The organism is Paenibacillus sp. PL91 (genome assembly GCF_012935325.2).
Lineage (GTDB): Bacteria > Bacillota > Bacilli > Paenibacillales > Paenibacillaceae > Pristimantibacillus.
This window is the reverse complement of the sequence record NZ_JABBYG020000056.1, coordinates 1-2,623: the sequence shown is the minus strand read 5'-3', so window position 1 is coordinate 2,623 and position 2,623 is coordinate 1. Positions and strand designations below refer to the sequence as shown.

The following is a 2,623-nucleotide window of genomic DNA, read 5'->3' as shown; positions in this document are numbered from 1 at the left end:
TTTTAGGATAAGCCCTCGACCGATTAGTATTCGTCAGCTACACACATTGCTGTGCTTCCACCCCGAACCTATCAACCTCGTCGTCTTCAAGGGGTCTTACATACTGGGAAATCTCATCTTGAGGGGGGCTTCACGCTTAGATGCTTTCAGCGCTTATCCCGTCCGTACTTGGCTACCCAGCGGTGCTCCTGGCGGAACAACTGGTACACCAGCGGTACGTCCATCCCGGTCCTCTCGTACTAAGGACAGCTCCTCTCAAATTTCCTGCGCCCGCGACAGATAGGGACCGAACTGTCTCACGACGTTCTGAACCCAGCTCGCGTACCGCTTTAATGGGCGAACAGCCCAACCCTTGGGACCTACTTCAGCCCCAGGATGCGATGAGCCGACATCGAGGTGCCAAACCTCCCCGTCGATGTGGACTCTTGGGGGAGATAAGCCTGTTATCCCCAGGGTAGCTTTTATCCGTTGAGCGATGGCCCTTCCATTCGGTACCACCGGATCACTAAGCCCGACTTTCGTCCCTGCTCGACTTGTAGGTCTCGCAGTCAAGCTCCCTTATGCCTTTGCACTCTTCGAATGATTTCCAACCATTCTGAGGGAACCTTTGGGCGCCTCCGTTACATTTTAGGAGGCGACCGCCCCAGTCAAACTGTCCACCTGACACGGTCCCTCTACCGGTTTCACGGTAGTAGGTTAGAACTCCGATACGATCAGGGTGGTATCCCAACGATGCCTCCACACAAGCTGGCGCTCATGCTTCAAAGGCTCCCACCTATCCTGTACAGATCGTACCAAAGTCCAATATCAAGTTACAGTAAAGCTCCATGGGGTCTTTCCGTCTTGTCGCGGGTAACCTGCATCTTCACAGGTATTAAAATTTCACCGGATCTCTCGTTGAGACAGCGCCCAAGTCGTTACGCCATTCGTGCGGGTCAGAATTTACCTGACAAGGAATTTCGCTACCTTAGGACCGTTATAGTTACGGCCGCCGTTTACTGGGGCTTCGGTTCACAGCTTCGGGTTTAACCCCTAACCGCTCCCCTTAACCTTCCAGCACCGGGCAGGCGTCAGCCCGTATACTTCGCCTTACGGCTTCGCACAGACCTGTGTTTTTGCTAAACAGTCGCTTGGGCCTTTTCACTGCGGCCCCCTCGGGCTATTCACCCTACCGAGGCACCCCTTCTCCCGAAGTTACGGGGTCATTTTGCCGAGTTCCTTAACGAGAGTTCTTCCGCGCGCCTTAGCATGCTCTGCTCGCCTACCTGTGTCGGTTTGCGGTACGGGCACCTTCACCTGGCTAGAGGCTTTTCTTGACAGCCGGAGTACATGACCTTCGCTACTACAATTTTCGCTCCCCATCACAGCCCAGCCTTAATGATCGACGGATTTGCCTATCGATCAGCCTCACTGCTTGGACGGGCTATTCCATCAGCCCGCGTCACTGCCCTTCTGTGTCACCCCATTGCTCATAACGGTTTACGGTGGTACAGGAATTTCAACCTGTTGTCCATCCACTACGCCTTTCGGCCTCGCGTTAGGTCCCGACTTACCCTGAGAGGACGAGCCTTCCTCAGGAACCCTTAGGCTTTCGGCGGACAAGATTCTCACTTGTCTTTTCGTTACTCATACCGGCATTCTCACTTGAATACAGTCCACCAGTCCTCACGGTCCAACTTCAATCCGTATTCAACGCTCCCCTACCCAAGTACCTAATGGTACATGTCATAGCTTCGGTGGTGTGTTTAGCCCCGTTACATTTTCGGCGCAGAGTCACTCGACCAGTGAGCTATTACGCACTCTTTAAATGGTGGCTGCTTCTAAGCCAACATCCTGGTTGTCTTTGCAACTCCACATCCTTTCCCACTTAACACACACTTGGGGACCTTAGCTGATGATCTGGGCTGTTTCCCTCTTGACAATGGATCTTAGCACTCACTGTCTGACTCCCGAGTAGCACGTCTATGGCATTCGGAGTTTGACTGGACTTGGTAACCCTTGGCGGGCCCCGCACCCAATCAGTGCTCTACCTCCACGACGCTCATTCCTCGAGGCTAGCCCTAAAGCTATTTCGGGGAGAACCAGCTATCTCCGAGTTCGATTGGAATTTCTCCGCTACCCCCACCTCATCCCCGCACTTTTCAACGTGCGTGGGTTCGGGCCTCCAGTGCGTGTTACCGCACCTTCACCCTGGACAGGGGTAGATCACACGGTTTCGGGTCTACGACCACGTACTTATTCGCCCTATTCAGACTCGCTTTCGCTACGGCTCCGTCTTCCCGACTTAACCTTGCACGTGATCGTAACTCGCCGGTTCATTCTACAAAAGGCACGCCATCACCCATTTAACGGGCTCTGACTTTTTGTAAGCGCACGGTTTCAGGTTCTTTTTCACTCCGCTTCCGCGGTGCTTTTCACCTTTCCCTCACGGTACTGCTTCACTATCGGTCACCAGGGAGTATTTAGCCTTGGCAGATGGTCCTGCCGGATTCCGACGGGGTTTCTCGTGTCCCGCCGTACTCAGGATCCGTCTCGGAGAGTGCTTGCTTTCGGTTACAGGGCTTTTACCTGCTCTGGCGGGCCTTTCCAGACCTCTTCGCCTACCAAACACCTTTGTAACTCC

The 2,623-nt window shown here is 53.9% G+C and carries 1 rRNA gene; it reads right to left on the bottom strand.

Annotation, left to right across the window (positions count from 1 at the left end):
• Window positions 1-3: 3 nt before the first annotated feature.
• Window positions 4-2,623 (bottom strand): 23S ribosomal RNA (locus tag HI950_RS35285); the annotation flags it as partial.